We start from the raw sequence: 22,501 nt of genomic DNA, 5'->3' as shown, positions 1-22,501 counted from the left end.
ACTCATGGGAAACGTGATTAAAAAGTCGATAGTCGGACTCGTGGTCGGCGGCATCCTGTTCGGCGCCACCAACGCGTTGGGTTTTCCGTTTGTCTTTCAAGCGCTGTTTTTCGGTTATGCCATGCTCGGCGCCATCGTCTTCATTATTCTGGACCTTCCGAGCCTGAAACCGTTCAGCGGCGGGAAGGCCGTCGGAGCATTGTTGGTGTTTTACGCGATTCTCTCCGTGGCCTATATCGCCGGCGGGTCGATGTGGCCGCAGTACGATCCCGAAGATGAAAAGGGCAAGATCGATAAGATCCTGAAGCCGAAGCGTGAGCAATATGAGGCCGGCAAGGTCGACGTATTGTTGCAACGGGCCAAGGCGCTGGATGAGAAGGCGAAGGAGTTGACCGCTCGTCTGCAAGCGCTTGGTGCCGCGCAGGCTCCGGCCGACCAAAAGGCAGGTGGGGGCAGTGCCCCAACGGCCACGACGGCTGCGGCCTCCGGTGATATTGCCAAGCTGGGTGAGGAGCAGTGGCAGCTCCAGGAGTGTTACAACTGCCACAAGCTCAATGGCGAAGGCGGCAAGAAGCGCGGGCCTGAATTGGATAATATCGGCAATTTAATGTCGGTCGAAGAAATCGCCCGAAAGATCCTCGACCCTAAGAGCTATAAGGCCGAAGGTTTCGATCAGGAGTACGAGAAGGGCAAGATGCCGGACAAGTATAAGGACCTGATGGAGCCGTCCGACGTGCAGGCGTTGGCGACGTGGCTGGGCGGCTACAAGAACACTTCGGTGAACACGCCGAAGCCGATCAAGATGAAGTGAGCACCATGCAGCCGAAACTTAAATCCAAGGTTCGTAGCGCGGATAGTGACGTCGGGGAGGTGCGACGGGTCATTATGGACCCGCTCTCCCACGAGGTCAGCCATATTGTCGTCGGCGGGGATGGGGTGGGCGTGATCGAGCGCCAGGTTCCGATCGGGCAGGTGCAGAGCGTGACCGAAGATCTCGTGACGCTTCGCTGCACCGGGGCCGAATACGCGGCCCTGCCGGCCTTCAAGCGCGAAGACTATGTCACAACGCATGAGGTGGAAATCGCGCATCTCGAAGAGCGTATCCACGTCACGCCGGGCGAAGTCCTGGTGCCGTTTCCCGAGCTGGAGCGGAGCGTCAAGCGGCGCACCTTCTTTGCCAATTTTACGCATGCGATCGGGTTCCTCATCGGCTTTCCGCTGGCTTTTCCCGTCTTGCGCTACCTCATGAAGCCCATGTATGCCCCCTTCGATAACGGGTGGCTGACGATCGGGAACGCGTCCAAGATCAAGCAAGAGGACGTGGGTGTCCAGTACAAGTATAAGCGCAAGGTCAAAGAAGCCTATATGCCCGAACAGGAAATCGATAAAAACATTTGGGTGTTGAAGGCGACTCCGAAGGTCTTGGAAAGCGTCTATCAAGGCAAGGACATGGAGTTTCGTGACGCCGACGGGAAGCACGTCTGGACCAACAAGAAAGATGTCCCGTACGTTGCCTATTCCGGTAAGTGTCCGCACCTCGGATGTGGCTTCAAGTGGCGAACACACAAGACGCTCGGTCAGGTGTTCCTCTGTCCCTGCCACCTCAGTATTTATGACGCAGCCGGCAAAGTGTTGGATGGGCCGGCGCCCCGTGCATTAGACCCCCTGCCGATCAAAGTTACCGCAACCGGCGACATTGCAATCATCGACATGGAATTTAAGGCGGGCACGAAGGCCCAGGTTCGGATTGTCTAATGGAAACGACTACGCAGCCGACAACCACGCAGCCCTCAGTGATTGAAAAGGTCTTCGACTTCGTTGACGAACGTGTCGGGCTGAAGACCTTGCAGGCCAAGATGCTCAACGAACCCGTCCCCGGCGGGTCGCGTTGGGCCTATGTCTTTGGCTCTGTCCTGCTCTTTATTTTCATCATGCAGGCTATCACCGGCATCTTGCTGATGTTCTATTACGTGCCGACGGCCGACCACGCCTATGCCAGTACGCAATACATCATCCACAACGTGGATTATGGCTGGTTCCTCTTGAGCTACCATTTCTGGGGCTCGACCGCGATGGTGGTCTGCGTGTTCGCCCACATGTCGCAGGTCTTTCTGTGGGGCGCCTATAAGAAGCCACGGGAACTCATCTGGTTGGTCGGTCTGGCGCTCTTCGGCATCGTGATGGGCTTCGGCTTCACCGGCTATCTCTTGCCATGGGACCAGCGCGCCTATTGGGCGACGACCGTCGGCGTCGAAATCATGGACAAGACGCCGGTCCTGGGTGATTTCATGGCTCGCTTCCTCAAAGGCGGTCCGACCCCTGGACAGATGACACTCAGCCGATTCTTTGTCATCCACGTCATGGTGTTGCCTGCAGCTCTCATGGGGTTGGCAGGCCTTCACTTATTCCTGTTCCGCAAGGCGGGACCGGCGGGTCCCTTCCGTGGAAGTGTGGAAGAGATCAAGGCCAAGACGGACTACTTTTTTCCACGTCAAATTTGGAAGGACATCGTCGGCATGGTGGTGGTGTTTCTCACCATCTGTAGTCTGGCCTTCTGGGAGCCGATCGTCCTGCTCGAAGAAGCGACTCCCGATCCTGGCGACTACCATCCCGAGCCGGAATGGTACTTCCTGTTCCTTTTCCAGCTGCTGCGTCTGAAGGTGTTCGCAGGTGAATTCGGGCAGTTCCTCGGCGCCATCGCCCTGCCGGGGGCGTTCATGGCGTTGTTGGCGGCACTGCCGTTCATCGATCGCGACCCTGAGCGGAATATCTTCAAGCGACCGATCGCGTTGATCAGCTGGATCGTGGTGATGGCTACGATGCTGATTTTCACGGTAGCGGCAATCATCAACCGCGAGTTTCTCGAATAGGCGGAGGCTGTTGGGTACATGACTGCTCGAGCATCGATGGCGCCATTCAAGTTAGGGCTCAGCGTTCTTTGGTCGGCTGCCTGGACGGCCCTGCCAATCAAAATGGCCTTTGCCATGTTGTTGATGGCGATGGGGTCCATTCATCTGGAAAACAAGCTCGGCATCACGTTCTTGATTTTCCTCATGAGCCCGGTCAGCTTTCTGGCCTTTTTCATCATTTCGGGTGGGCTTGGTTTCCACTTCGGCGAAGGGGTTGGCCTGCCGCTGCTGTTCGTATTGTCGATTCCCGTCGATATCTGGTCGCTGGGATTGGTCGCCAGGACGGTGTTCCTTGAGCAACTGCGCTTGGAACCGCCTGGCTCACTCGGTGTGTCCCTCTGGGTGCGTTTCGTCGTCGCGGGGGCACTGTATCTCCCGCTTCTCTGGCTGATCCAGGGAGGTGTGACGGATGTGGCCCGCTCAGTAACCCAGTCGATTTTGGACATTGAGCTGCTGAAGCACCTTCCTGTGGCTGAACGTATCGGGCTGGAATTTACCGCGTGGGGCAGCGTGTCGCTCGTGACGCTGCTGGTTTTGATGTACATCGGCTTTACCATCCTCGGGAAACTCGTCGAGGGCCGGGCTCGTGACGCACAACCGGCGAGCGAAAATTATCAAGGTCTGATTTCTCGGTGGGACATGATTCGGGTACCCGCCGATCAAAGTCTCATGCTCACCGCCTTTACCGGCGCCGGTGCCGTCTTGAGCATGCTGTTCTGGGCGGTGCTGCCGGTTTCGACGCCCCATCCGCACGAGTGCTGTAAGCCGGCCGAAGTGAAAGCCGCTGCGCCATTCGACGCGCACAAGTCTCTCTCGAAGGGCGAGAAGTCCCTGAAAGATGCGGAACTGAAGATTGCGGCGTTGGAGCAAAAAGCCGCGGAAGAACCGAAAGATCAGGGGAAGGGTGGAAAAGACAAAGCCGGTGTCAAGGAAGGGGCTCCTAAGACTGAGGCGAAACCTGCGGCGGCAGGTGCAGGGAAATCAGCGGGTGGGGGCAAGTGACATCATGGCGAATTACGAGGTGGAAACAATGAGGCACCAGAGTCGGACGGGCACGCACGTGGGGGGCCGGGTTGCGGGGCAATTAGCCGTACTGGCCGGTTGTGCGGCTTTCCTGGGGCTCGCCGGGATTCCTGATCTGCTCTTTGCGCAAGAATCCGGGGTGCAGGCGCCGACGGCCTATCGCGATCTTCCGTATATCGGTAGCCGCAACCTCGTCTGGATCATTGCGCAGCTTCACCTGTTATTGGCCGGGTTCGTGCTCGGCGTACCGATTTTTGCCTGGCTCTGCGAAGTGGTGGGCTGGAAATCAGGCGACAAGCGCTATGACAAATTGGCAAAGGAGTTCACGAAACTCCTGACATCCTCCTATGCCACCACTGCCTTGTTCGGCGGCATCCTCCTGTTCTTGCTCATCGGCTTCTATCCGAAGTTGATGGCCTACTTGACGGACATCTTTTTCCCTTCGTTCCTGGTCTATTGCGCCCTCTTTCTCGTGGAAACCGCGACTCTCTACCTCTATTGGTACGGCTGGGATGCCATGGCCGAGGGGAACGGGAAGAAGTTTCATATTTTCCTCGGCTTCCTCCTGAACGTCTTCGCATTCTTCATCATGATCGTGCCCAACTCCTGGGCGACCTTCCAGGCAAGCCCGGTCGTGATCGCCGAGGGCACCGACTTTGAGCGGGCCTGGGCTGCAACCTGGAACCCCACATGGTGGCCGGTGAACATCCACCGATTGATCGCCAACGTGGTGTTGGGCGGGTACATCTGCGGCGCCTACGCCGGCATCCGGTACCTGTCGGCTAAGGGGCAGGAAGAACGCTATCATTACGACTGGATGGGGTACGTCGGCAACTTCATCGGCGTCTTCGGCCTGCTGCCGCTGCCTTTTGCGGGCTACTGGCTCATGCGCGAAATCTATCAGTACAACCAGCAGATGGGCATCACGCTCATGGGCGGCTTCCTGTCGTGGTTGTTCATTCTTCAGGCCATGTTGATCGGTGTGCTTTTCCTGGGGTCGAACTACTATTTCTGGATGGGCATCACCCATCGCATACCGGGATCGGAAGGCCAGTACCGTAAGCCGATCATGGCCATGTTGATTATCCTGCTCTTGTGTCTTGCCGTGTGGATGACGCCACACTCCCTCGTGGCCAGCCTCGAAGAGGCGCAAAAGATGGGCGGGACGCACCATCCGCTCCTCGGCGTGTTCGGCGTCATGTCGGCCAAGATGACGGTGTCGAACCTCATGGTCCTCGTCACGTTCATGAGTTTCATCATGTACTGGCGCGCCGGCAAGGAAGATACGGCCGGATGGGCCAAGGTCGCCAAGTCGGTGATGGGAGCCGTCCTCGTGCTTGCTGGACTCGCGGTCATTGTCCTTGGTGTCTGGGGGTACTTTGTCCCGGCCATCATTCGAATCAACTACTTCTCGACATCTCAAGTGGGCATCGTGATCTTCGTGATGCTGACCATTACTCCACTCACAGCCCTGTTGTTGAAGAGCGCAAAAACGACGACCGAAATGGTCTGGGGACGGATGCCGCCGCGAGCCGGGTATTCGCTGGTCTTGAACGCGGTCATGGTCATCTTGCTGATGACCTTGATGGGATATGCCCGTTCTTCTTCGCGGGTGCACTGGCATGTGTATGGCGTGATGCGCGATTCGTCGCAATATGCGTTTTCACCGGCGCTTGGGTATGCCGCTGCCCTGATGGCGCTCAACACGTTCCTCTTCTGTCTGTTGGTGGCGTTCATCTTCTGGGTGGCCACAATGGGCGATAAGGCCAAGGCCGCAGCCGGCGCGAAGACTCAGGCTGAACCCGGTGGTATTCCTGTGATGGCCGGCGGATCCCAGGCGCTGGATGCAGCGACGAGCGAAGCCACTGAACCGAAGCGGCCGGCGTAAGAAAGCGTATGTGCACCGTGCACTGAAGTCATTGCTGATCAATAGCCTTTATTGAGGACTTATGAGTGAAGTTGTCAAACTGCAGCTAATCGGTCTCTGCGTGGTCGGCCTGGGAACGGTGATCCTGCTGTTCATCAAGGCACAGTTCCTACGCGTCATCGGTTTTGTCGCGATTGTGCTTGGTCTCTTCGCGCTGGTTGCCTTGGCGGTTCCGCAAATGGCCTCATTGCCGCCGGCGGAAGAAAGCATCAACATCGCGGACATCAAGACACCGACCGACATGGCCTCGATCGGGCAGAAAATCTTCTTCAGCAAGGGCCAATGTGCGCTCTGTCACTCCATCGGGCCGAGCGAATCGGCACGTTGCCCGGATCTCAAGGGGATCGGCGCCAAGCTCTCCAAGGAGTTCATATACGAAAGCCTGACCGAGCCGCAGGCCTACCTGTACCTAGACTATCGTCATGAAGGGGTTCCTAAGGAGTATCCGGCGCGGATGCCCTATATCAACAAAAACCCGATCGGCCTCTCCAAGAATGAGATCCTCTCCGTGATCGCCTTCTTGCAGCAGATGAGCGGCGAACCGATCAGCGTGAGTCCGTCGGAATTGGATCTTCCCCGTGCCACCCCGGCGCCCGTGAAGGCAGCCGATGCCGGAACCGTTGCCGTGGCACAGGCGCGATAAGTTATTGTCGGTGTAGCAGAGGAGGAAGGTATGGGAGGCGTATTCGTCAGACCGATCATACTCACGGTCTGCATTTATCTGTTTCTGAAGTTCATCGTTCCGATCTTACCCCATAGCGCGCCGTTGCCGGCGAGCTTGATCTTCCTCTATCTGATGTTGGTGGTATCGGGCATCGTGATTTTCGCCACGTTGAGCGGAGAATCGAAGGATGCCTTCTTCCAACCGATCCTGGGTTTCCTGACCGGGGAAGGCGGCGGGGCCCTGAGCGGCGCCCGTTATCTCGTCTTGGCCCTCTTTCCTCTGTTGGTCGGCTGGCAGACCTACGGCAGCACCGCCTCCAGCGATGCGCCGCCGGCTGAAAACCGCACCATTCACCCGGCGCCTCCCGGCGAATACACCGGCCTCTCGAATCCCGTGCCGAAGACCCCCGAGAACATCATGTACGGCAAGGGGCTCTATGCCTCACGTTGCGCTCCCTGCCATGGGAACTTCGACGGAAAGGGATTTGCCGCTGCCGCCTTTACGCCTCCTCCGGCGAACTTCAAAGACCCAACCACCATTGCCATGTTGCAGGAAAGTTATCTGTTCTGGCGGATCAAGAAGGGTGGTATCGGGTTGCCTGTCGAAGGCATGCCCTGGAAGTCGGCCATGCCGCGTTGGGAACTTGAGATGTCCGATGAAGACATCTGGAAGGTCATCATGGGCGAATACGACGGGGCCGGCCAGAAGCCGCGCACGTGGGACGAGTCGGAGTAATTCCTCCCATCCGAGACTGTCGAGCAATTAAGGGGAACGTATGGCACGAGTGAGGAGACCAGGAACAAAGTGGTGGGTGGCGGCGGTGAGCGTGGTCGGGTTATGCCTGACCGTCGAGCTGCCGACAGCCTTTAGCCAACAGAGTGTGGCGGTGCGGGCTGCGCTGGTGAAGGGCACCCTCCCGGCAGATGACCCCACGGCTGCGGCGTGGGCAACCGCGCCTGCGGCGGAATTCCCCCTGTCCCCTCAAGTCCATTGGCCGGTCCGCATCACTGAGGTGACGGCCAAGTCGGTCAAGGTCCGTGGGCTGCATGACGGCAACAACGTCGCGATCATGGTGGAATACCAAGACCCCACGGAAGACCCCGATGACGCAGCGGCCCTCGAATTCATGGTCGGCGACACCAAGGCGCACTTTGCCCATGGCCAGCCGATGTTCCAGGTCGAAGGCGGCCCGGTCAACATTTGGTACTGGAAGAACAAGGATGGCAAGGGCGTCGAGATGGGTGCCAAGGGTTTCGGCACGTTGAAGCCCCACAGCCACCAGGCTGTGACGGCCAAGGGGGTCTACCAGGGGGGAACCTGGAAGGTCGTCTTCTCCAGGCCGCTCCAGACGGAATTCGCCGCGGAGGACACGCAGATCAAGCCGGGTGACTTCACGAGCATCGCCTTTGCCGTATGGGACGGCAAGAAGCTCGAAAGCGGACAGCCGAAGGAAAAGGGCTCCGAAAAAGCAATTTCGTCCTGGTGGTACTTCCGGGCAGACGCACCACCGGACTATTCGCCATACATGTACGCAGTACTCGCGGTGGGCATCGCGCTGGGATTCGAGATGGCGCTCGTGAGACGTTTAAAGAAAGGGTCGTGAGCATGAGGGCGTGGCGAAGCATACGCGTCATTGGAACGGTGGCAGGGATCGCCGGGCTCCTGGGCCTGGTCGGAGCGGGTGGTTGCTCTATGTTCCAGAACGAGCAATCTGCCAAGGGCCAAAAGCTCTATGCGCACTACTGCATGCATTGCCATGGGGAACATGGGAAGCAGAACGAAGGCTTCAACTGGTCCTCCATGTCCGATCCCAAGCCCAAAGACCTCTCCAATAAAGATGAAATGGGGACGTTCAAGGACGAAGAAATCTTCAACACCATCTCCCGCGATATGAAGGATACCGCGCCGAACGGAGACAAGATCGGCGATGATGAGTTCGCCGTACCGACCATGCCGACGTTCAAGTACACCCTTTCCGAAGAAGAAATCTGGAGCATCGTCGGCTACGTGCGGTCGCTGCACGGGAGGAAGTTGGAATTCAACGTCGAAGGGCGCAAGAAGGAATTGCAGGCGGCGGCTCAAACCGCGGAGCAAAATTTCAAAGAAGCCGAGCGCGTCGCCCAGGAAGCCGAAAAGAAAGCCAGCGATGAGGCGGATAAGAAGGGCGTGGATGTCGATGACAATGCCTACGCCAAAGAGATGCAGGCGATGGGGCAGGCCAAGAAGGAGTTGGACCAGGCGACGGCTGCGCTGGCAAACTTCACCACCAGACCCGGCAAGGGGGTGAATATCGCTCGACCCGATCTCACCATGAAGCCGGATGCCGCGGCGAAGTTGGCCGAGGTGGGCAAGCAGCTCTATGTGACGAAATACGGCTGTAACGGCTGCCACAAGATCGCCGACGAAGGTGGCAAGGTGGGGCCGGCACTCGATCGAGCCGGTGTCCGTCTCAACCCCACGTGGGTCTATCGATGGCTCCGCAACCCGCAAGCTATGAAGTCCGATACGCGGATGCCTAGCCTAGGCTTGAACGATACCGATGCCAAGGCCGTCGTGATGTATCTGAAGACGTTGAAGGCGCCCAAGCCGGAGAAGCCCTTGGACAAGGTCGGCGATTAAGCGCGATCGGCAAGGACTCAGGCACCGATCCAGATGCCGAGCAGAATGATCGCGCCGGCATAGACATGTTGTTGGAACAAGGCGAAGGCTCTCTGCGGAATTGGAGCGCCTCGCAACTCCAAGACCTGCCACACAAAAAATGCCGTGACCACGCTTAGGGTCACATAGTATCCCGCCCCCAGGCCGGCCGTGGCGCCGGCCATGATCAAGCAACTCACCATCCCCACGAAGCACAGGCCGACCGCTAAGGGGACGGCTTGCCCGAAGAAAATCGCCGAGGATTTCACTCCGATCCGGCGGTCATCCTCGATATCCTGTAAGGCATAAATGGTGTCATAGGCCACCGCCCAACAGATGGTGGCGGCGAACAGCCACCAAGCCGGCGCCTCGATCGTCTCGCGGGAGGCGCTCCAGGCCATGATGGCTCCCCAGCCGAACGCGATGCCGAGCACGGCTTGAGGGGTGTGAATCCAGCGTTTGCTGAAGGGATAGGTTGCGGCGAGAAACAGGGCGATCGGGCTGAGCAGAATCGTCAAGACAGGAAGCAACATCACGAGGCCTGCGGCGATCAGCGTGAGTCCGACGGCGACAAACAGAGCCTGACGTGGGGTGAGCCGTCCTGCGGCCAAGGGGCGCGTCCTCGTGCGGGCAACCTGTCGATCGAATCGCCGATCGGCCAGATCGTTGAACACGACGCCCAGGCTGCGCATCGTGAATGAGCCGAGCGCGAAGACGATCAACAGGAACGGTGGGGGGAAGCCGTGATTCGCTAAGAATAGCGCCCATAAACTTGGCAGCATCAGCAACCAGGTCCCCGATTGATTGCGGAGGCGGATCAGGTCGGCGACGGCGGACCAGGACCAAGATGGGGATGGGCGATCAGGTGCGGATTCGTGCACGGTCACGCCGGGACCATAACGAAGCAAGCCTTGGGTGTCAACGGCAGGGGCCCTGTCGGTTGTTATGTCGCAAACAGATTGGGTATAAGGGGACTATGCTCCGCAACGCCACTTGGTTATGGTCGGCTGTGCTCGTGCTGCTGGCGACCACGGGAGGTTGTCAGTTCTTCGGACAGCGAAGCGGGGTCTCGACTGCCTACAACCTCCCCTTGACCGTCCACGTCCGGTTGGATGACACGATTAGGCAGGCCGCAGTCGAGTACCGCAATGCCTGCGGGCGACCGGTCGCACTTCCCATCGCCGAACCATTGGAGCGGGAAATCCGGAAACGGATGAGCCAGGTGTTCGAGCGTGTATCGTTCGAAGGAGCCGAAGGTGGGCCGCCGGACGGGGTGGTGGAGGCTGTCTTGGGGTTGCGCGAGACGAATCTCTTTGTCCCCCGAAAAGCCAACAAGACCTACCCTGCGACGCTCACCCTGGGACTCGACTTCTCCTACACGGAAACTCACGGTACGGTACTCCACCGTAAAAAGCTCCAAAGTTCATCGGCGGGCGAAGTAGAGGCCCATGCCGACAGTTGCGACCTGACGGGGCTCGATCGAGTGGCAGAAGACACGATACGTATTCTCGTGGAGGGGATGGCCCAACAACTCGGCACATCGACCAGGATCCGCGAGCAGGCCGAGATGAAGAAAGCCGGGCGCCCCTATAGTGCCAAATCGACGGCCGAGGGGGCCGCCGCGACCAGCGAGCCTGCAGCAGTGCCTTTATCGGAACCGGTGAGGAACACGCCGCCCGCCATTGTCGCACCTCCTGCCGCCACTGCGAACGAGACGCCTGCTGCGGCGGCGGTTTCGACCAAACTCTCGTTCCGGACGATTCTTCGGGACGACAACCAGAACCATATCCTGGAGCAGCAGGAGCCGTTCACGGTCGAATTCGAAGTGAAGAACGAGGGATCAGCCGTGGCCGAGGGGGTGGAAATCGATCTCGCCGGCCATGCGGCCATCACCGGCGGAATCAAGGCGCCGATCGTCGTGGGGCCGCTGCAGCCCGGCGAGATTCGCCGGGTGGCCGTCGACGGCAAGGTCGGAGCCGTGTCCGAACCGGAGCAGGCGGAATTGATCTGTACCTTGCGTGCCTCAGCCAATGTCGAGTTACCCTCGGCCAAGAAATTTTTCATTGCCGTCCGTCCCGATCGAAGCGACGCGGCGGAAGTCCTCTCGGTCGATGTGGATCAGCTGCCGAAGTCGAATGGGAAATCCTTGCACCCGTCGGCTGTCGGGATTGCCATCGGCATCGGTGCCTTCAGAGACAGCACGGTTCCGCCGGTGAAATTTGCGGCGCACGATGCCGAAGTGATGGGAGGCTATTTTCGAACCCTGCTGGGCATTCCCGCCACCAAGGTAAAGGTCGTCACGGACGAGCAGGGGCTCAAGGACGATCTCGCCGAACTCTTCGAGCAGTGGTTGCCCAAACAGGGCGGCGCGCACCAGACGGCCTATGTATACGTCTCGGGGCGGGCCGTGGTAGAGCAAGAGACAGGCATCGTTTCGGTATTGACCTATGACGGCACCGCCGGCTCGTCGGCTCGAGCCTTTTCGTTAGCGCGTCTTCAGCGGGGCTTGGCCCGTGCGCCGGTCAAACAGGCCGTTCTGATGCTCGATCTCTCGCTCGAACCCTCCCGAGGCGCCGACCCTTCCAAACCACCGGTCCCTCGCTGGCCCCAGCAAGAGGGGGCTGGCGACCACCAAGGGAGCATGGTCATGGTGGGCAATGGCGCGTTGCAGGAGGCGCAGGCCTATCAGCCGGGACAGCATGGAGTGTTTACCTATTTCCTGCTGAAGGGGCTTCGAGGGCCTGCTGACCGGGACAAGAACGGGACGGTCTCGACGGGAGAGCTCTGCGACTATGTGCAAGGACAGGTCGGTGCGGTGACGAAGGCCCAGTCCGGCAATGCCCAATCCGTCCTTTGCCTGCCGACCAACGGTCAGGACTCCCTTCTGCACAGCCTTCCCCTGAGTAAGGTGCGGGAGCGCTGAAGAGGCCATCGAAATCACAAGTGGGCGGACGAACACGTATCCGGTTCTCCAGACTGTCGGAGGATGGTGATGCGGTCAGGCCGAGCGGGGCAGACTGGTCGGAACCGGGTGGTGTTCCCGGTCCTGCTTCTTTTCGTGAGCAGCGGTCTCTCGCTCGTATTGCTCGAGGGGATCACAGGTTATCTGTATGAGCGGCTCCCATTTGCCAATGGAAAACGGACGATCGATCTCTATTTGGAGCGCCCTGCCGCGGCCGGATCGACTGCCGTAGGCAACGAGGCCGCTTCACTCCTGCCGCATCCCTACCTGCTCTATACCCATACACCCAATCTGGCGGCTGACGGTTACGTGCAGACCAACTCGCTCGGGTATCGGAACGAAGAATTTACGGTCGACAAGCCGCCTAATACCGTCCGAATTCTCGTGTTGGGCGGATCGACCACGTTCATGTGGCCGTTCATCAAGAACCCTGCCGACACCTGGGTGGCTCGCCTGGAAGCCAAGCTCCAGGCCATGACGAGCCGAAAGGTTCAGGTCGTGAATGCCGGACTCAACTACGGCACGAGCGCGGAAGCGTTGGCCGGCTACATGTTCCGCCACCGCTTTCTCCAACCAGACATCGTGCTCTATCATGGCGGTGGCAACGACGTCATGCCGCTGTTTTTTTCGGATTACACGCCCGAATACTCCCATTTCCGTCAGCACGGGGCGGGAACTGTGCCTCGGCCGGGCGAAAGGACGCTTCTCGCTTGGAGCAACACGGCCAAGTACCTATACGCGCGCTGGCTGGAGCCGGTCGGGTCCGTAGTTGTCACAGAACCCTTTTGGGATGTGGATCCCCAGACGGCGCTTCGGCGTGTCCGGACGCAGGCACCGGAAGGGTTTCAGAGAAACCTGGATATGCTGGTCGCCGCCAGCAAGGCTGCCGGTTCTGATGTGGTGCTCTTCGGATTCTTACAGGCGCGAAAACAATATCTGAGCACGAGGGCGGCGGCGTTTCGAGGGTACGAAGACGCCCTCGTGGAGGGTCTTGCGAAGAACTATCGCGTAATGCAGGACATCGCCGAGAGACATGCGGTGCCTTTCATCATCCCTCCGCAGGAGCGGTTTCGGGACGAATGGTTTCAGGACAATTGCCACCTATTCCCGGAAGGGGAGGAGGTCAAGGCTCAGATTCTATTTGAGCACTTGCGGTCTCATGCGCGTTTTCGATCTGGATCGTGACAAGACCGATTCCATCGTTGACAGTGCTTCGGTCCCCTGAGTAAGATTGCGCTCCGCAGTCGACCTTCATCTGATCCGCAAGCCGGCGTAGCTCAGTTGGCAGAGCAGCGGTTTCGTAAACCGCAGGTCGGTGGTTCGATTCCACTCGCCGGCTCCATTTATCAAGCACTTACATTGCCGCCGTTGGCGCAAATGGTCGCTGTGCTAAATTTGTGCTAAACGTCTTTCCCCGGTCCAAAATCTCCACCCCATCCCGCAAACTTTCCGGATAGTGATGCGCATAGCGTTGGGTCATGCTCGGAGATTTGTGCCCGAGCAGCCGCTGGACTTTGTACAAGTCGACCCCGGCTTGGACCAGCCGTGTGGCAAAGGTATGGCGCAGATCGTGGAAATGAAGATCCTCAATCTGTGCCGCCTTCAAGGCCGCCGTAAAACCTCGTCGAAGGTTGCTGCCATCCAACTCGGTACTGGCTTCGCTGCAGAACACAACCCGGGTTTCAATTCCCCGTAGCCCACGGCTCTGCTCATATTTGTGAGAGAGCAGTTCCAGTACGGTTTGGTTGACGGGAATCGTCCGCCGTTCCCCGTTCTTGGACTTGAACACCGTCACGGTTCGTCGGGAAAAGTCTACTCCCGCCCATGTAAGAGCCAGAATTTCTCCCCGGCGCATGCCGGTATTGACGGCGAAGGTGACGACTTCTCGAATCCATGCAGGCGCAGCCATCAGCAGCCGTGCTTCCTCTTGTTCGGTCAGCCAGCGGTCCCGGGAGTTTTGCTCTTTCTCCATCGACACCCGGCAGACCGGATTGTCCTTGGCCCATTCCCATTCGCGGCAGGCCAGATTGAAGGCCTTTTTCAGCATGGCGAGCTCTCGATTAATGGTGGCCGGCATGACTCCATCGGCATAGCGCTTGGCTTTGAAGGCCACGATGGTCTTCGGCGTAATCAGCGAAAGTTTCGGATTGCCGAAGAAGGCTTTCACATTCGTCACCATGTTCACATAGCGCCGGTAGTGGGCCCGCCGACTCGCATGATCCTTCAGATACCGGTCCATTAACTGGGAAAAGGTGTAGGGATCTTCTTTCGGCTTTTCGAAATATTTCCCCTCGACAATCTGCACTCGGATCTTGCTCAGGATGGCTTCGGCCAGCTTCTTATCCGAGGTTTCGGTCGATCGCCGCACTTGCCGCCCTTCATACGTAAATGACATCCACCAAATATTGTTCCGTTTAACGAGCCCCATGCTGCTCCTCCTTCGTGCGTGGGCTCGGTGTGATGGTTTCCCCGTGGCGGGAAGTATAGGCGGCATGTTTGGCGGCCGCAATCAGGTGGTCTACGTCCTCAGAGCTCTGCCGGGAAGACCGAGGAGGCTTTTGGGGGGAGGCGTGGGAAAAGCTGTCCAGCCAGGTCTGGATCGCCTCAGGTTCGAAGCGGACGAGGCCATGAATGCGACGGCAAGGGATTTTATTCTTTGAAACCCAGAGGTAGAGCGTGGATTCTTTGATGTTGAGCCAAGCGGAGAGTTCTTTGACGGTGAGCATGTGCAGATACACCGGGGGAGTCTCGCGACACCCCCAGTCCCCCTAACATGGGCTGCCCGCGTGACCGCCGGCAGACCGGTGAAACCGATTGGGTGATTGCTTGAGCAAATTGCGGTGTCGGTCTTTCCACCGAGCAATGCCCCTGACAATTTCGTTTAGTAGCCATTCTTCCCCTCCAGGGGTGGCACAAATGACCGCCAACATCGGCGTCAGGGTGTCACTCACCCATCGTTTTACGTTCTGCAGGGTCTGCACCTGCTTCTCCTGGGCCAATCGCCCTTTCTGAAATCCCTCTGTCAGGAGGGCGTACCACTCCAAGACTGGAGCGCGGTAGCGTTCTTCATCCTCGGCATCCTTCGGGATCTGCCGGAAGTCCACATATGATCGCAGTAAGCCGATGACCAACTCCTTCCAATCGGCTTCGTCTAACGTGGCCAATGCTCGGGCACACTGTTCGGCCCGATCTTTCTTGAGCTCTAGTTCCCACCGTGTCCCATAGTCCTGGTAGTTGTCCTGCCCCTTGCTTTGGAGTTCGAGCCGTTTGTCATAGATGCGCAACAGGGTCTGACTCTGCGGACTGCCGAAGTACATTGTCTCCCCGGTCGTCGCTCCGGTCCCATGCGTCAGGTTCGAGACGATATGCCGCATCTGAGCGGCACGAGTCACACATTGCCCGGCAGCAACGGCCTCTCGAATCGTGCTGACCGAGACCGTGCCCGCTCGGTCATCGAGCGCGCAATCAATGCGCGTGACGTGCCCTTGCTGCTTATGTACCCATTGCAACAGAGTTCGGATCTGATCCCGTGTCAGGGCGGACGCGAGGCCGCCCGACAGATCCACATGGATTTCATTCGGACGCCGAGGCGCATTCGTGCCCAGTTTGCCGACGCCGCGCAGCCCGTCCACCCGCATCCAGGACAAGGGATAGCCTCGGAAGCCGCCCTTGGCCTTACTCCAGTCCCCGCCAAGCACCTTCATAGTCTCTTGGGGATTGCTGGCCAGGACCGTAAACGCCAGCCAGTCGATGGTGAGGGTGAAGCTAGAATCCATGGAACCTATCGAACTCCTGTAATGAGCGCTGTAGGTAGCGCCCCCGTGTTACCAAGACGGGGGCCATTCCGCTCCGCCCCGCAGCCTGTCGGCATGCAGCGCGGACCGGCTTCGCCTCCAGGCCACGGATGACGGTGTTGCTGTGTGACGCGCTCCGACTTGGACATCATTCCCTCCATGTGAGCCCTGCTCTAGTTCGTCTCACCCTAGGCGAATTCCCGGAACAAAGCCAAGGCCCCGGAAGAGGTCACTAGAGGTCACGAGGGGACAGCAGAGGACAGATTCTCGGACAGTGACAACAAGAAGGGAAGTAGGCATATGGAGGCGTATGAGCGCTTTCGTGCGCTCAGAGCGGCAATTCGCTCCGGGGAGGAATTGCACTTGATCGTGAAGTTGCCAACATGACTCGTTTGGGGACGAGAGTAAAAAATATTTTATCAACTAACATGAAGGGATCTAATGGCCGTCCACGCTGCAGCTAGTTAGAATAGCATCGACGGACGACAAGACAGTTGAGGGATCTAGTAGACGCGAGTCTGAATAAGGTGGTGGACCGCCAGGTGGAAAGCTTGCATGTTAGATCCTAGGTGGTGAATAACCCGTTGTAGGGGCAATGTTCCGTTGACCGTGCAGACTATCGACGATAACATCCTTGTCTTGTATCCAAACGGCATCACTAGTGAATGAGTGTTGCCTAAACGCTTTTTGGTTGGAGCCTGATGAAATACTCGGCAGATAAGGTGGCAGAGATACGAAGAGCCTATGCAGAAGTTCAGAGCAATCTGCAAGACTTGGTGGTCGATCTACCAGCAAATCTGGCGCCCATTCTCAAAGTGGAAAAGGCCCAGGAATATCTAACGCAAGGAGTTTGCCGGCGACTTGGGATCATTCAAAGGAGCATGGAGAATATTTTCTCGCTCCATCCAGTAGACAGGACTGAGCTACTCAGCCACGACGAACAAAGTGACCTTGCAATAAATCTTCATGCTTTCTTGATACATACTCACGGTATACCGGACAACCTTGCGTGGGTTTATGCGTTGGAGAATAAACTAGGACTTAAGGCTGATCATGTAGGACTTTTCAAGCAGGAAACAAAAAAGGCACTTCCTGATGAAGTCCGCAATTATGTGAACTCTGAAGCAATCGCTGGCTGGCACAAAACCTACGCGAAGAACTTCCGGGATGCATTAGCGCATAGGGTTCCTCCCTACATCCCACCTTTTGTTATCAGTTCCCGTAACGCGGATCGTTACAATGAGCTTCAATTGCAAATCAATACAGCCACCGCAAGGCGAGAGTTTGGTCAGGTCCTGGCGTTATGCGAGGCGCAGGAGAGCATCGGACAGATTGCAATCGCTTACGCTCATTCTCTGAATGAATGCTCTCCCATGATTCTTCATCCTCAGATCATAGTGGATGCACGCACCGTTATCGAAATAATTCACACGATCCGTCCCTATCTATTGCCCAAAGAGCAGTCCAACGAAATAAAATCATACCGACTTGGACCACTTCCTTGGAGTAATGAGCTTATCAGGAGGGAATACTTTAAGAGCTTCACGTCCGTCCGAGAGGCAATTAACGAACATCCAGGCTATGCCGTGCATAAATGGATATCCAGCCTCGAAAAATCCTTTGGCATTTTCAAAACTTCCGTACAAGACCTATTTAATTCTATTGAGAAATTCAAACAAGAGGCGGATGCAGGTGAACTGTTTGGGAGGCCAGAGAGGAAGAAGTTTGATGAGCTCGTGCTTAAGGTGGAAAAGGAGCTCTATACAGCTGCGAGCGCGGCCAAAGCCTTAATCGATCTTTCGCAGATCATCCGCGAAGAATGCAATATTGCAGCTCAATATGGGAACAAACTGGCTGAAACCTTTCAGGCTAATGAGCACATATTTATAGTGAACCTGCGTGATTATACGAATCACGGCAAGGTTGCCCCTGTTAACTGGAACAGAAAGTGGGCACGCGACCAACCAGTACGTACGGAGTTTCGCCTTGACGCGGCTAAACTTCTGGAATCCAAAAGATGGACCTCTCCAGCTAGGGAATATATTAAGGCTCATCCTAATGGCATCGACATTCGGTCGTTGTTTGAAGACTACGCGATGCGAACCGCAAAATTCCAGGAATGGTTCCGTGATACCATCGCAAAAAACCGTGAAGAGGATCTACGCGAATACCGTCGATATATCACATTCGTGAACGCAATAGATTCGCATTGTTTCTGGCGGGAAATGATGCGCCAGGTTCTGTCAAGAGGGCTTGACCCATATCTCTACTTGGACGACCATTTGACCCCAGCTGAATTGCAGGAAGTCCTGCAGTTACCTAAACATTCCGCAAAGCAAGTAGATCGAATTATAGAGATTTTGGACGAATATGCCGCATGCGACAATGACCTCAGGAACAGTGCATACGAGGCGTTTGGAGTATCCAAACCGGAATGAGCGTCCCTTTGTCTGGTGACCATACCTCATGGCTCGGATGCTCTTCTTCACGAAGGACAGCACTTACTGCAATCGCCACTTCAAGGCCTCCCATCCACCATTTGAGCGTTCTGTTTGGCGTCGTTCTCCTAATCAATGAGTCTCGTGTTGGGATTTAATCGCTGATTATTCCCTTCAGCTTTCAGACTTCTCATTTCCAACCAAAATGTCGCCATTTGATCCGCTAGAATAATGTTTGTGGAGCTGCATCGAACGCGGCAGTAGTTAGGTGCTCTTCACGGAATACAAAAAGTACAAATTCCAGCACTAATCACCGAAGCGAGGTAGACATGCTCCCTGTCTCGTTCACAGATCGATTCTCGCAAATGATGAACATTAAAAAGGAAGAAATTGCACTGGAAGCACGCTCGCAATTTTCTAAGCGCAGTGCGGATTTGGCAAGAAGGGGATTTGTGACACCTCAGGCTACAATCTCGCTTCATCACGAACGGGCCATGTTCACTATGTCCAGACGAATTGAACAGGCATTAGAATCCATAAACCAACTTCTTGCGAGCGGTCACGGGCTGCCGTTTGCTGAGACCTTAAGCGACGATTTGAAAGAATTGGTCCGATCTTGGGTGACAGACAGCTGGTGCAAGCAAGAAATTGATCAGTATGGTTCTCTCCCCAATGAACAAAGGGCTCAATATGAAGGAGATCTCTTTCAAAAACGCGCCATTGCTATCAGCAAAGTAAACCTTCAAATTGATTTGATATCAGATAAAGCAAGAACTCAGATCGCGGTGACTGGTCCGCTCAAGGAACTTGAGCAGAAATTTAAAATACTTTTGAGTGCGGCACAGGCAAAAGTGGATTTTGAATTGTGGGTCACTGATTTGGGCGCTGATGCAAAAGTCGCGGTCCTTTTTATTGACATTGATCACTTTAAGCAATTTAACACTAAGTACACAGAAACTCGTGTAGATGAAACTCTTCTTCCGGGTGCCATGAAGCTCATCATGCAGTTATCTCATCATCGTGGTGGAGCGTATAGGCATGGCGGAGAAGAATTTCTCGTGATACTGCCTAATGTTGACAGAGATGAAGCCAATAATTTTGCAGAAAAGCTGCGCTCGGCATTTGAAAGAACTTCTTTTCAAGTGCAGGGAAATAGCGAAAATATGACAGTATCAATTGGCATCGCTATGTATCCTCAGCATGGCCAAACCTATGGCGACGTCTTGCAACAAGCAAACCTAGCGAAAGCCCTTGCAAAGACGAGAAGGAATTACTGTTCAATGAGTCAGTAAAGGCTTATTTTAGTGCATCGACTCGGAGATCCCAGCCGAAACTTCCAGGCGATGAATTAGGTCAATCGGCATATCACGTTAGACTTCTGGAGCCAATAATGAGTCAAGGTCTCGGGAAAGTGTTCATCTCACATACTGCTGCAGATAAACCTTTCGTCAGGTCACTGGCTGATCGAATTGAAGCGAACGGATTTCAAGTTTGGCTGGATGAGCGGGCACTAATTGTAGGTGATCCCTTGACTCAAAGCATCAGTAGAGCACTCGAAGAAGCGCGTGTCGTACTCGTCATTGTGTCAGCATCCTCAATCAGTTCCAGATGGCTTGCTTATGAGCTAAACCTTGCTACCGACCGTATGATAAAGGGCTTTTGTCGAGTTATCCCTATAGTAATCGATGACGCAAATTTGCCTCCAGAGGTGCGCGGGCTCTTGTATGCAGATTGTCGTGACTCGATTGATAGCGGGTGGCATTCGATCCTTACGGCCTTACAATATGAGTCACGACAAGCGGCAATGAAGGCTGCATTTTGGTCGCGTGCTGAAGTTCTTCTTAAGGAAATTTTTGGAGCTGTTGGCTATGGATCGAATCATGGTGAATATAAAACACGTGATTGTAGCCTCGTCTATTTGCCGGTCGAAGACATCGATGGAATAGAGGCATCGGTCATCTATGAAACAATTTCAAATTATTCATTGGAGCCAATTCCGCTTAATCAGGCTTGGCTAAGAGAGTTTTGCGATGAATTAGACAATTGGCAGGAAAGCCTGGCTCTAATTGTCACTGAACGTCCCATAAATTTCCAGGTTGATGAAACGCATCCAGTGAACCAACGAGTTAGTGTGAAGCGCTTTCGCGAAATCTCTTTGGGATTTCCCCATCGGCAAATTGTAACGGCCGATCTCTCCGGTATCGATGATGAAAGGGAGCAAAAGGCGATTCTTCGCATAGCCAGAGACATGCTTATTGAAAGTGCTGCCCTGGAGAAGAAGGAGCTGCAAGAAGTCCGTGCCAAAAACGCTGCCAAGGTTTCTTCGCAGTAACAGCAACCCCTAAACGGCTTATCTAAATTTTAATCTTTGCCGCATCGGGGCCTGGTTGCTGCCTGAGGATGTTCAGGAAGGAAGCAGGGTTGCTGTGCTAAATTTGTGCTAAAAAGTTTCAAAACCCACCTATACCCCTCGAATCCATCGAATCAGTAGAATGAACGCAAACACCTGTTTTCACAGTTAAAACGGGGAAACCATTTGATACACCGAGCGTTTCAGAAATTGTCCTGGCCTGTTTCGTAAACCGCAGGTCGGTGGTTCGATTCCACTCGCCGGCTCCACAAATTTCTCCGACGAATCAACCTGTTGGCGGTTTGCGACACCGCTGCTCTCACCCCTCAATTCTGCCAGTGTAACCGTCTGGTTTTTTTGTCGAAAGTATCTTTGCTCGGCGAGTGGCAATCGCCCTCCCGCTTACCGACGTCCCGCTTTTGGTTCCTATTACTTGGACTGAGCGGCCTATCTTGACAGGATATTCGGAACCTCCTAGCCTAGGCCGACTAGCCGGTTACTCAGGAATTTGCCCGATGGATGACCGCATCATTATCGACCCCCAAATCTGCGGCGGAAAGCCCACGATTCGAGGCACCCGCATTATGGTGAAGAACATTCTCGGCATGGTGGCCGGTGGCTATACCATGGCTGGGATCATTGAGGCGTATCCCGAACTGACCAACAACGATGTGATCGACGAAGAGAAAGTGATTCCGCGTGCCTGACCGCCTGCCCATTCTTCTCGACCAAAATGTCTCCTACCGCGTGTCGGTCATCGGCAGTCGGCCCTCGCTCTCCAGACATTTCGTCCAAGGATGGGACAGGGCTCCGACGCCGGCTCCCACCATGGCGAACGGCATGGCCACGACGAAGAGCGGAATCCCGATCCCGTATCCAGCCCACTGAAGGAGGACGCTGTCCCGTTTTTGGCCCGCCTCCACCATCCGTTCCGCCGGGTAGAGCGGGAAGGTTCCGTATTCGCTTCCGAGGCTGGCGCTCTCCCCCACCGTTCGGCATCGTGCCTCACTCACGGTCGGCAATAGAAGCATCGTTATGACCATGGTAATCACCGTGATGTTCACTGCCAACCTCCTTCATATTTCTGCGATGCGTGCCTGCCCAAACGTACCGCAAGATGAATGCCGAGCGAACAAGGGCTGATGGCCTCAAATTCTTCCGACGAATCTCATGAAAGAACAAGGGCTGTGCGGCATACTCGTTCGCGGTGGGGGCGGTGAGCATAGGCACAAAGATCCGTTCGTTGAGCGGTTTCGCACGCGGCGCACGCATGTCGCCCGCACAGGGAGGCTTGCCCTTCTTGTTGGTGCCGCCGGGCTGTGCTACCCTGGCGGCGTGTAGTCGGTCAAGGTTGGGCGAGGCTTCGGCTCCATCATGAACCAGCATCCGTTTCGTCTCTGTTGCCGCTTCGGATCTAAAGTCTTCATGCTGGTCCTGGCGTGGGTAGTGGTGGTCGGTCTTTCATGGGCCGACCTGCTCGACCTGCAGGACGACATGCTCAGCCCGTTGGCCGATTTGCAACAGGCCATCGAGCCGGACCTTGATGAACTGCGGGACGATCCTTGCGCTCCGCGCCTTGAGTCCGACACCCTTGACCCGATGGCTGCGTTCCAGCTTTCGTGCGTCGCTGCGCACCCCTTCCAGACCAACGCTGCGGTTCCGCTGACCGATCGGTTGTTGGCCAAACTTTCCATCCTTCGAATTTAAGATCCTTCCTTTCAGTCCTTGATTCCGCTGTTGCTCGTCCTTCTTACGAAGGCGGAGCAGCGCTGCGGTCGGATGCCGTTTCATGCGTGG

21 protein-coding genes and 1 tRNA gene are annotated in these 22,501 nt (G+C 56.2%); 17 read left to right on the top strand and 5 right to left on the bottom strand.

What is annotated here, in order from left to right:
• Positions 1–4: 4 nt before the first annotated feature.
• The 9 genes from HRU82_07150 to HRU82_07110 all read left to right on the top strand — a co-directional run bounded on the left by HRU82_07150 (position 5) and on the right by HRU82_07110 (position 9,142).
• A complete protein-coding gene (locus HRU82_07150; protein QOJ34731.1) occupies positions 5–811 on the top strand; it encodes a c-type cytochrome in 807 nt (268 codons plus the stop codon).
• A 5-nt stretch (positions 812–816) separates the two neighbouring features.
• Positions 817–1,755 (top strand): ubiquinol-cytochrome c reductase iron-sulfur subunit, encoded by a 939-nt coding sequence (locus HRU82_07145; protein ID QOJ34730.1) that lies wholly within the window; start codon positions 817–819, stop codon positions 1,753–1,755.
• On the top strand, positions 1,755–2,870 hold the full coding sequence (locus HRU82_07140) for a cytochrome bc complex cytochrome b subunit (protein ID QOJ34729.1): 1,116 nt from the start codon (positions 1,755–1,757) through the stop codon (positions 2,868–2,870). The genes HRU82_07145 and HRU82_07140 overlap by 1 nt, the downstream gene beginning before the upstream one ends.
• Before the next feature lie 18 nt (positions 2,871–2,888).
• Positions 2,889–3,911 carry a hypothetical protein gene (locus HRU82_07135; protein ID QOJ34728.1) on the top strand — a complete coding sequence of 341 codons (1,023 nt, stop codon included), beginning with the start codon at positions 2,889–2,891 and terminating at the stop codon, positions 3,909–3,911.
• A 28-nt stretch (positions 3,912–3,939) separates the two neighbouring features.
• Positions 3,940–5,820, top strand: a complete 1,881-nt coding sequence (locus HRU82_07130; protein QOJ34727.1) for a cytochrome ubiquinol oxidase subunit I — start codon at positions 3,940–3,942, stop codon at positions 5,818–5,820.
• A 61-nt stretch (positions 5,821–5,881) separates the two neighbouring features.
• Positions 5,882–6,502 (top strand): cytochrome c, encoded by a 621-nt coding sequence (locus tag HRU82_07125; protein QOJ34726.1) that lies wholly within the window; start codon positions 5,882–5,884, stop codon positions 6,500–6,502.
• A 30-nt stretch (positions 6,503–6,532) separates the two neighbouring features.
• Positions 6,533–7,258 carry a cytochrome c gene (locus HRU82_07120; GenBank protein ID QOJ34725.1) on the top strand — a complete coding sequence of 242 codons (726 nt, stop codon included), beginning with the start codon at positions 6,533–6,535 and terminating at the stop codon, positions 7,256–7,258.
• Positions 7,259–7,298: 40 nt separating this feature from the next.
• Positions 7,299–8,126, top strand: coding sequence for a hypothetical protein (locus HRU82_07115; GenBank protein QOJ34724.1), 828 nt, complete (start codon positions 7,299–7,301; stop codon positions 8,124–8,126).
• A gap of 2 nt (positions 8,127–8,128) precedes the next feature.
• Positions 8,129–9,142, top strand: coding sequence for a c-type cytochrome (locus HRU82_07110; protein ID QOJ34723.1), 1,014 nt, complete (start codon positions 8,129–8,131; stop codon positions 9,140–9,142).
• Positions 9,143–9,159: 17 nt separating this feature from the next.
• Here the strand turns inward: HRU82_07110 and ubiA are convergent, their stop codons facing one another.
• The gene (ubiA, locus tag HRU82_07105; GenBank protein QOJ34722.1) at positions 9,160–10,047 is read right to left on the bottom strand and encodes a 4-hydroxybenzoate octaprenyltransferase; all 888 of its coding nucleotides are present in this window, start codon (positions 10,045–10,047) and stop codon (positions 9,160–9,162) included.
• 89 nt (positions 10,048–10,136) lie between these two features.
• On the opposite strand from ubiA, the gene HRU82_07100 reads away from it, so the two are divergent.
• The 3 genes from HRU82_07100 to HRU82_07090 all read left to right on the top strand — a co-directional run bounded on the left by HRU82_07100 (position 10,137) and on the right by HRU82_07090 (position 13,464).
• Complete coding sequence (locus HRU82_07100) at positions 10,137–12,083, top strand: hypothetical protein (GenBank protein QOJ34721.1); 1,947 nt, start codon at positions 10,137–10,139, stop codon at positions 12,081–12,083.
• 69 nt (positions 12,084–12,152) lie between these two features.
• A complete protein-coding gene (locus HRU82_07095; protein ID QOJ34720.1) occupies positions 12,153–13,307 on the top strand; it encodes a hypothetical protein in 1,155 nt (384 codons plus the stop codon).
• Positions 13,308–13,388: 81 nt separating this feature from the next.
• Positions 13,389–13,464: transfer RNA gene (locus tag HRU82_07090), tRNA-Thr, on the top strand.
• Positions 13,465–13,476: 12 nt separating this feature from the next.
• Here the strand turns inward: HRU82_07090 and HRU82_07085 are convergent.
• Genes HRU82_07085 through HRU82_07075 form a run of 3 tightly spaced genes read right to left on the bottom strand, consistent with a single transcriptional unit; the run spans position 13,477 to position 15,898 of the window.
• Entirely contained in the window at positions 13,477–14,550 is a 1,074-nt protein-coding gene (locus tag HRU82_07085) for a tyrosine-type recombinase/integrase (protein QOJ34719.1), read from the bottom strand.
• Positions 14,537–14,860 (bottom strand): helix-turn-helix domain-containing protein, encoded by a 324-nt coding sequence (locus HRU82_07080; protein ID QOJ34718.1) that lies wholly within the window; start codon positions 14,858–14,860, stop codon positions 14,537–14,539. Before HRU82_07080 ends, HRU82_07085 begins: the two co-directional genes overlap by 14 nt.
• A 30-nt stretch (positions 14,861–14,890) precedes the next feature.
• On the bottom strand, positions 14,891–15,898 hold the full coding sequence (locus HRU82_07075; GenBank protein QOJ34717.1) for a replication initiation factor domain-containing protein: 1,008 nt from the start codon (positions 15,896–15,898) through the stop codon (positions 14,891–14,893).
• Positions 15,899–16,617: 719 nt separating this feature from the next.
• On the opposite strand from HRU82_07075, the gene HRU82_07070 reads away from it, so the two are divergent.
• From HRU82_07070 to HRU82_07055, 4 genes are all read left to right on the top strand, one after another.
• Entirely contained in the window at positions 16,618–18,354 is a 1,737-nt protein-coding gene (locus tag HRU82_07070; GenBank protein QOJ34716.1) for a hypothetical protein, read from the top strand.
• A 365-nt stretch (positions 18,355–18,719) separates the two neighbouring features.
• Entirely contained in the window at positions 18,720–19,646 is a 927-nt protein-coding gene (locus HRU82_07065; protein ID QOJ34715.1) for a GGDEF domain-containing protein, read from the top strand.
• Between the two features lie 98 nt (positions 19,647–19,744).
• Positions 19,745–20,686 carry a toll/interleukin-1 receptor domain-containing protein gene (locus HRU82_07060; protein QOJ34714.1) on the top strand — a complete coding sequence of 314 codons (942 nt, stop codon included), beginning with the start codon at positions 19,745–19,747 and terminating at the stop codon, positions 20,684–20,686.
• A 533-nt stretch (positions 20,687–21,219) separates the two neighbouring features.
• On the top strand, positions 21,220–21,411 hold the full coding sequence (locus HRU82_07055) for a DUF433 domain-containing protein (GenBank protein ID QOJ34713.1): 192 nt from the start codon (positions 21,220–21,222) through the stop codon (positions 21,409–21,411).
• Positions 21,412–21,444: 33 nt separating this feature from the next.
• Here HRU82_07055 and HRU82_07050 read toward each other — a convergent pair whose 3' ends face one another.
• On the bottom strand, positions 21,445–21,768 hold the full coding sequence (locus HRU82_07050) for a hypothetical protein (GenBank protein QOJ34712.1): 324 nt from the start codon (positions 21,766–21,768) through the stop codon (positions 21,445–21,447).
• A gap of 310 nt (positions 21,769–22,078) precedes the next feature.
• Here HRU82_07050 and HRU82_07045 point away from each other — a divergent pair, with 310 nt between their 5' ends.
• On the top strand, positions 22,079–22,411 hold the full coding sequence (locus tag HRU82_07045) for a hypothetical protein (GenBank protein QOJ34711.1): 333 nt from the start codon (positions 22,079–22,081) through the stop codon (positions 22,409–22,411).
• The last annotated feature ends 90 nt before the right edge of the window (positions 22,412–22,501 follow it).

Origin of the sequence: Nitrospira sp. (assembly GCA_015709715.1) — a bacterium.
Lineage (GTDB): Bacteria > Nitrospirota > Nitrospiria > Nitrospirales > Nitrospiraceae > Nitrospira_A.
Note: the sequence above shows the minus strand (reverse complement) of the source record. Positions and strands in the feature narration are given on the sequence as shown.